General features: G+C 53.5%; 6 protein-coding genes and 1 pseudogene. All 7 read right to left on the bottom strand.

What is annotated here, in order from left to right; genetic code table 11:
• The coding region (lpxD, locus tag BG74_RS00120; RefSeq protein WP_244267026.1) for a UDP-3-O-(3-hydroxymyristoyl)glucosamine N-acyltransferase at nt 1-769 on the bottom strand (769 nt) is incomplete at its 3' end.
• A gap of 3 nt (nt 770-772) precedes the next feature.
• On the bottom strand, nt 773-1,270 hold the full coding sequence (gene skp, locus BG74_RS00115; protein ID WP_066595544.1) for a molecular chaperone Skp: 498 nt from the start codon (nt 1,268-1,270) through the stop codon (nt 773-775).
• Between the two features lie 141 nt (nt 1,271-1,411).
• Nucleotides 1,412-3,838 (bottom strand): outer membrane protein assembly factor BamA, encoded by a 2,427-nt coding sequence (gene bamA / locus BG74_RS00110; RefSeq protein WP_066595542.1) that lies wholly within the window; start codon nt 3,836-3,838, stop codon nt 1,412-1,414.
• A 57-nt stretch (nt 3,839-3,895) separates the two neighbouring features.
• Complete coding sequence (gene rseP, locus BG74_RS00105) at nt 3,896-5,254, bottom strand: sigma E protease regulator RseP (RefSeq protein ID WP_066595540.1); 1,359 nt, start codon at nt 5,252-5,254, stop codon at nt 3,896-3,898.
• A gap of 20 nt (nt 5,255-5,274) precedes the next feature.
• Nucleotides 5,275-6,132 (bottom strand): phosphatidate cytidylyltransferase, encoded by an 858-nt coding sequence (gene cdsA / locus BG74_RS00100; RefSeq protein WP_066595538.1) that lies wholly within the window; start codon nt 6,130-6,132, stop codon nt 5,275-5,277.
• 8 nt (nt 6,133-6,140) lie between these two features.
• Nucleotides 6,141-6,902, bottom strand: coding sequence for a (2E,6E)-farnesyl-diphosphate-specific ditrans,polycis-undecaprenyl-diphosphate synthase (ispU, locus tag BG74_RS00095; protein ID WP_066595535.1), 762 nt, complete (start codon nt 6,900-6,902; stop codon nt 6,141-6,143).
• A gap of 198 nt (nt 6,903-7,100) precedes the next feature.
• A pseudogene (locus tag BG74_RS15205) lies at nt 7,101-7,542 on the bottom strand (1-deoxy-D-xylulose-5-phosphate reductoisomerase); the annotation flags it as partial.

Here is a 7,542-nt window from a genome sequence, read left to right as displayed (position 1 = left end):
CCGCCATAATAACGCCACCTGCGACCGCGGTATTGTCACCAATAATCACGTTGTGTGAAATCTGGCACTGATTATCGATAATCACGCCGTTGCCGATGGTAGTATCGTCTAGCGCGCCGCGATCAATGGTGGTGCAAGCGCCGATTTCAACTCGATCACCGATGATGACACGGCCCAGCTGCGGAATTTTGATCCAATTACCGCGATCATTGGCATAACCGAAACCATCGGCACCAATGACGGTGCCGGATTGGATCAAGCAATGCTCGCCGATGACAATGTCGTGATAGACGGTGACATTGGCCCATAAGCGCGTGCCAGCGCCAATGCGGGTATTCTTGCCGACAAAACAGCCAGGGCCGATTATCACGTCATCCCCCAGCACCACGCCGGATTCCACCACAGCGTTAGCGCCCACCGCTACCCGCTGTCCCAAGATCGCGTCAGGAGCAATGACCACACCCGCGCCGATATCCTTGGCAGGCTTCGGCGTGGTGTCCATTAGCTGCGCCATAAGGGCGTAAGTTAGGTAAGGATTACTAACCACCAGCGCTGCGCCGGTGCAAAAAGGCAGACTGTCTTCGGTGACCACCACCGCCGACGCCTGACAGGAAGAGAGTTTTTCACGAAATCTGCTGTCCGAGAGAAACGTAATCTGGCCCACTTGCGCGCTGCTCATGGATGCAATGCCGGTGATGACTATCTCGCCATCGCCGTGCAATTGTGCATCCAACTGCTGTGCTAAATCAGCCAGTCGAATTGAAAACATGATTTATTTGACCTGTTTCAGAACGTCAGCGGTAATGTCTTTGGCGTTGCTGGCATAAGCGACGGCGTTAGTATCTATAACGACATCATAGCCTTCCTTGGTAGCAACGCTCTTCACCGCGTCCTGAATACGGCTTAGAATTTTGTTACTTTCTTCCGTCTGGCGACGACGGTTGTCCTGCTCGAAAGCCTGCGCTTTAGTGGAGAAGGTTTCGCGCTGCGCCATCACTGATTTCTCCAAAGAGCTACGCTCGGTGGCTTTCATGGTGGAGCCGTCACGCTGCAGATGTTGCATCTTAGTCTTTAGATCACGTTCCATAAACTGAAGCTCGGTGGCGCGGCCCTTGAATTCATTTTCTAGCTGTTTAGCTACCACGGCGCGTTGCGGCGACTGTTGGAAAATGCTGGAGACATTAACCACAGCAATTTTATCGGCAGCTTGCGCTACGGTGGAGGTAGCGAGTGCTAAACCCAGGCCTGCGGCATATAACCACTTTTTCACTATAAACTCCTTAACCGCTCATTGTGTTTTGCTTCATTGTAAAGCTAGGCGACAGTGTAACCCTGCTTTTCACACAACATTTTGACCTACGTCAACGCCTCTGTCGCCCTACTCCTTGCGTGCACATCACCCTGTGTGATACTACCACGTTTTACCAATATTAAACTGGAACTGCTCTAACTTGTCGGCGTCATATTTCTTGACTGGCTGAGCATAAGAGAATACTAGCGGCCCCAGCGGCGAAATCCACTGCAGTGCGATACCGCTGGAAATACGAATATTACCCGGATCTCTGTAGTTCGGAATACCGGTAGCACGGGTCGCGCTGGTATTTTGCCAGTCGGTGTCCCAAACGGTGCCGCTATCGACAAACAGCGAGGTGCGCACTGATTTGGCATATTTTTCGCTCAAGAACGGCGTCGGCACGATAAGATCGGCGCTGGCGATGGCTATCGCGTTGCCGCCTACGGCGTCGCTGGATTTGTCCACCGGACAATCGCTATAACGGGTATTGCCGCTATTGCACTTATAATACGCCGCCTTCGGACCAATAGTATTGGAACGGAAACCGCGTACGGTATTGGAACCGCCGGCATAGAAGTTGTCGTAGAAAGGCACGTCCTTGCCGCCCAGACCGTCGGCGTAGCCGGCGCGCGCCCGGCCCATCAGTACCCAGTTGCCGCTTTCGCTAAGAGGGATGTAGTAGCTGGCGTCGAAGGTTATTTTGTAATATTCGTTATCAGAACCGGGCACTGTCACCTTACCGGTTAGGCTGGCGCGAGAACCGGCAGTGGGGAAATAACCGCGGTCCAGATTATTGTAACTCCAGCCTATCGAGAAGAAGAAATCATCGGCGCTGAAATCGGCGTCGCTGTCCGCTTTATCCGTAGTGACCACCTTGGGATTAATACCGACACTGTTCAGATAGCGCCACATTGTGATCTGAGGCTCCATATTAGTCAGATCGTCATGCACGTAGTCCAGGCCGAAACTTAGCGAATGGTTTTCGCTAATAGGGAGACCCAGCGTAGTACCCATGCCGTAGCTGCGTAGGTCGTAGTCCGACAGATCCGCGTCATCAGCGTTAAAATCATTATAGAAGATCTTGCCGCCCAGGCTGACGCCATCTACCGTAAAGTAGGGATCGGTCATCGACAGTTCGGTATAGGTCTGGTAGTCGTTCATAGTGCCGCTAAAGCCGACAGAGTTACCGGTCCCTAGCCAGTTATCCTGCTGGATACCGAACTTGAAGCTGACGCCGCTCTCGGTCCCGAAGCCAAAGCCGACGTTGATGCTGCCGGTGCTGCGCTCCTTCACCTTGTAGACTACGTCTACCTGGTCCGGCAAACCGGGTACACGCCGGGTTTCGGTATCCACGGTTTCAAAGTAGCCCAGACGATTGAGACGCTCTTTACCCTGATCGACCAGATTACTGCTCAGCCAGGTGCCTTCCATCTGACGCATTTCACGGCGCAGCACGGAGTCCTTGGTGATATTGTTGCCTTCAAAGCGTACGTGGCGCGCGTAGAACCGTTTTCCCGCGTCAATACTGACGTGCAGCTTGACTGTTTTGTCCACGTCGTTGATTTCCTGCTGCGTCACCACGCGCGGATAGGCATAGCCGTAACGACCCAGCAATTGCTTTATGTCTTTCTCCATCTTGGTAACCTTGGCGCCGTTGTACAGTTCGCCCGGCTGCACTTTGGCCAACTGCTCGATTTCGTTGGAGTAGCCTGCCATGTTGCCATTGACCACAATGCCGGACAGCTTGTATTGCGCGCCTTCAGTGATGTTCAGGGTGATATAAATGCCCTTTTTGTCTGGCGTCAGGCTGACCTGCGTTGAATCGATATTGAAGCGGGCATAACCGCGATCGAGATAAAAGCTGCGCAGGGTTTCAAGATCCCCGGCCATCTTTTGTTTTTGGTATTTGCGATCACCCACCACGTTCCACCATGGCACTTCATCGTGCAGCTGGAAGCGTGAAATCAGCTTATCGGTGGTGAAAGCATGGTTGCCGACGATATTGATTTGCTGAATCTTGGCCGAGATACCTTCGGTAAATACCAGCTTCAAATCAACGCGGTTGCGCGGCAGCGGCGTGACCACAGACCTCACCGTAGCGCTGTATTTGCCGGCGCTGTAGTAAAAGTCCTCGAGCCCTTTTTCTATATTGGAAATAGCGGTGCGGTCAAGGGCCTCTCCGACCCGGACGCCTTGGGCATCTAGGGTTTGCTTGAGCATCTCCTCCTTTACAGCTTTGTTACCAGATAAGGTAATGCTAGCAATGATCGGGCGCTCCTTGACCTGTATGACTAGTGAATCTCCGTCACGCAGCACCTGGATATCCTCAAAGTTTCCGGTAGCGAAAAGTGCGCGGATAGTATTGCCGATATCTTCATCGGTCGCCGTGTCGCCGACACGGATCGGGATACTGAGTAATGCCGTACCGATGGCAACCCGTTGCAGTCCTTCGAAATGAATATCTTTCACTATGAACCTGTCTGCACCGTATACGGAGGCGCTACTAAGAAGCAGCGACGCTATGAGCAACTTTTTCATCGCCATCGTGGTTATGCGTTCTTCCTAATCGTGGTTATGCGTTCTTCCTAATATAATCTCAGGCTATGATAGCCTGGAGAAATCATTGAAAAGGGCAAAACCCATTAGCAGCACCAGCAAAATCGAGCCGATACGGTAACTAAAGTCCTGCACTCGTTCGGACACCGGCCTTCCCTTGAGCTTTTCTATAGCCAAGAAGAGCAAGTGGCCACCATCTAATACCGGTAACGGGAACAGATTGATAATCCCTAAATTGACGCTTATCAGTGCCAGAAACATAAGGTAATAAATCAAGCCGTATTCCGCTGACATTCCTGCGCCCTGAGCGATAGAAATAGGCCCACTCAGATTGTCTAGCTTAACATCTCCGGTTACCAATTTACCTAAAATACTGACCGTAAGTCGCATCAGCTGCCAAGTTTTTTTGCTGGCCTGGGCCAGGGCCAGGAGCGGACTGTACTGCCTCACAGTTTTGTATTCCTCCAGCAGCGGGATGATCTTCGGAACGACGCCCGCGAAACCTTCTACTTCCCCTTTACCTACCGGCTTGCTGTCGGGCTGCAGGGTGATATCCAGGGAGCTGCCCTGCCGTTCAATGCCTACCCGCATCGGCCGACCGGGGTTATCTCGTACCTGGGTCACAAACAGCTGCCATGCGGCGACTGGCTGACCATCAACTTTAACGATCCTATCACCGGCTTGCAAACCAGCTTTCATCGCTGCAGACCCCTGTTGAACTTCGGCAAGCACTGGCTCAATGTGAGGACCGAGGGGAATAATGCCCAGTGCAACAATGGCATCTTGCTTGTTCGGCTCGAATTGCCAACCGCGCAAATCCAGTGTTTTCCGCTCGCCCTGCGTAGCGCCGAACGGCGCAACGCCAATGGTAGTTTCGCCGTCGCCAATCTTATCGATAAGCTGTAAGCGCACTGAATCCCAGTCAGGCGTTTCGATACCGTCAACCGACTTAAGTTCCATACCGGGAGAAATTTCGGCCTGCGCTGCGATAGAATCGGGGGCTACTTCGCCAATAACCGGCCGGTAGCTCGGCACACCTATCAGAAACACCAGCCAATAGGCAAAAATGGCGAACAGGAAATTGAACGCCGGCCCGGCAGCGATAATTGCGGCGCGCTGCCAGACAGTCTTATGGTTGAACGCTTCGTGACGATGCTCGGGTGGGACAGTGTCTACCCGCTCGTCTAGCATTTTGACGTAGCCGCCCAGGGGAATAGTAGCAATAACATATTCCGTGTCGCGTTTATCACACCAACTCCACAGCGCATGCCCGAAGCCGATGGAAAAACGTTCCACCATCACGCCGCAGAGGCGGGCAACCCAAAAATGGCCGAACTCATGTACCGAGATCAACACACCCAGTGCGACAATGAACGCGGCAAGACTCCAGAAAAAGTTCAGCATAAGCGCTCCTAGTCCCGATTTCAGATAGCGTTAAAGACCAGCAGCATTAGACAGGAGAACACCGGCACTGCGGCGGTTAAACTGTCTATACGATCTAAAATGCCGCCATGGCCGGGGATTAAATGGCCGCTGTCCTTGATACCGGCTTCCCGTTTGAACATACTTTCGGTTAAATCACCCAGCACCGACGCTAGCGCCGCGACAATCGAGCAAATCAGCAGCGTAAGCGGTGCGGCGTCAAGGGGCGCATATCTGCCGAATAGAAAGGCTATCACCGCAGAAGTGATCAGACCGCCCACCAGCCCTTCCCAGGTTTTACCGGGAGAGACCTTCGGCGCTAGCTTATGACGGCCCAGCGCGCGTCCGAACATGTAGGCGCCGGAATCCGTGCCCCAGACTAACACCATGACATACAGTAGCCACCAGGCACCTATAAAGTGGTTAGTATCATAATAGTGCTGACGCAGTGCAAGCATGCCCCAGAAAAAGGGCAAAATAGTCAGAATACCGAACGCCAGCCGCAGTAGCCGGGATTCGTGCCAAAGCGTGGCGGAGCGGGGATAGCACAATACTAGCAACAGCGCCACCAGCCACCAAACCAGGGCAGCCCATAAGGGATATTGTGCCTGCCAGACGGTTACGAACGGCCGGTAGGACGGTACGGTGAGCATCATCAGCGCCAGAAGCAGGCCGAAGAGTATAGCAAGCCAGATGCGCTGACTGCGGGAGGCCAGCCCCGCAAGCTGCCCCCATTCCCAAGTGCTAAGCATACAAACCCCTAGGGTAACTAGGGCGAATCCAACCGGCGGCAACAAAAACAGTGCGGCGATAACAGCGGGTATCAGGACAAAAGCAGTAATCAGGCGATACTTCAGCAAAATCCCCCCTAGGATGCATTAGCATCATTAGGTGTAGTTCCACCGAAGCGCCGTTCGCGTTGAGCAAAAGCATTCAGCGCACCTTCAAAAACAGCATCGTCAAAATCCGGCCATAACACGTCGGTAAAAAACAGCTCTGCATATGCTATCTGCCATAGTAAGAAATTGCTGATGCGATGTTCCCCTCCGGTGCGGATCACCAGATCTACCGGGGCCAGCTCGTTCATGCAGACTACTTGGCATAAAGCGTCCTCATCTATCTGGTCGGGACGTAGAATTCCCTCTTGCACCCGAGCGGCAAGTTGCCGTACCCCTTGAATGATATCCCAACGTCCACCATAATTTGCAGCAATATTCAGGGTCAACCCGTCATTATTACAGGTCAGCGCCTCGGAGCGGAGGATGCGCTCCTGCAACCTCATACCAAAGCGTGAAGTGTCGCCGATAATACGCAACCGGACGTTATGCTTGTGCAGGCCTTTCAATTCGCTGTCCAGAGCCCGTACGAATAGCTCCATTAGCGCAGAAACTTCCTGACTGGGGCGATTCCAATTTTCGCTGCTGAACGCATACAGCGTCAACGCATCGAAATGATGGCTGACGGCAAAGCTTACCGCGCGACGGACCGACTTGACACCGGCTTGGTGACCAAAGATACGTAATTTCCCCCGGCTTTTCGCCCAGCGGCCGTTGCCATCCATAATAATAGCCACATGGCGTGGTGAGGAGGGAGGCGGCACTTTTGGCTTTTGCTGATTTTCGGACGACATCACGCTTAAGTATTTCCTCACTAAGAATACCACCGTCTTACCGGAACGAAGGGCTACGAACGTGAAAAAAATCCGTGGTGGGCGCACGCGGCCTGTACTATTTTTTACCCGGCTGGCATTCATCGACGGAATGAGTGGCGCAGACTATATCATTTTGCCGGTCATCGAACAAATCAGCCGTCGCGGCGCCTCGTCGTGTCACTGCCCGTAATACCTGACGCTTTGGAGAGCCATTTCCCGCGCCTTACAATCAATGGTCAGCACCGCTTCCACGCTGTCCGGTTCAGGTAAGTTGCTCTGTTCCAGCACCCGCCGGTTGACGGCGGCAATACCGGTAAAACGGATATCGCCACGCAAAAACGCCGCCACCGCGATTTCATTGGCAGCATTAAGCGTGGTGGTCGCTGCCTGGCCGCACTGGCTAGCTTCGACTGCCAGCTGCAGGCAGGGATAACGGGAGGCATCCGGCTGCTCGAAGCTCAGCGTGCCGAGGCGAAAAAAATCTAGCGGAGCGACGCCGGACGGCACCCGCTCGGGATAAGCCATGGCGTGTGCGATCGGCGTACGCATGTCCGGCGACCCCAATTGCGCCAGTACGCTGCCGTCGGTATAGCGTACCATAGAGTGGATAATGGACTGT

Origin of the sequence: Sodalis-like endosymbiont of Proechinophthirus fluctus (assembly GCF_001602625.1) — a bacterium.
Lineage (GTDB): Bacteria > Pseudomonadota > Gammaproteobacteria > Enterobacterales > Enterobacteriaceae.
The sequence above is the reverse complement of the archived record's forward strand: the minus strand, read 5'-3'. Positions and strand labels throughout refer to the sequence as shown.

What these genes read in the sequence shown, in the direction of transcription:
- ispU (WP_066595535.1), bottom strand. Translation starts at nt 6,902, where the DNA reads ATGTCGTCCGAAAATCAGCAAAAGCCAAAAGTGCCGCCTCCCTCCTCA.
- rseP (WP_066595540.1), bottom strand. Translation starts at nt 5,254, where the DNA reads ATGCTGAACTTTTTCTGGAGTCTTGCCGCGTTCATTGTCGCACTGGGT.
- bamA (WP_066595542.1), bottom strand. Translation starts at nt 3,838, where the DNA reads ATGGCGATGAAAAAGTTGCTCATAGCGTCGCTGCTTCTTAGTAGCGCC.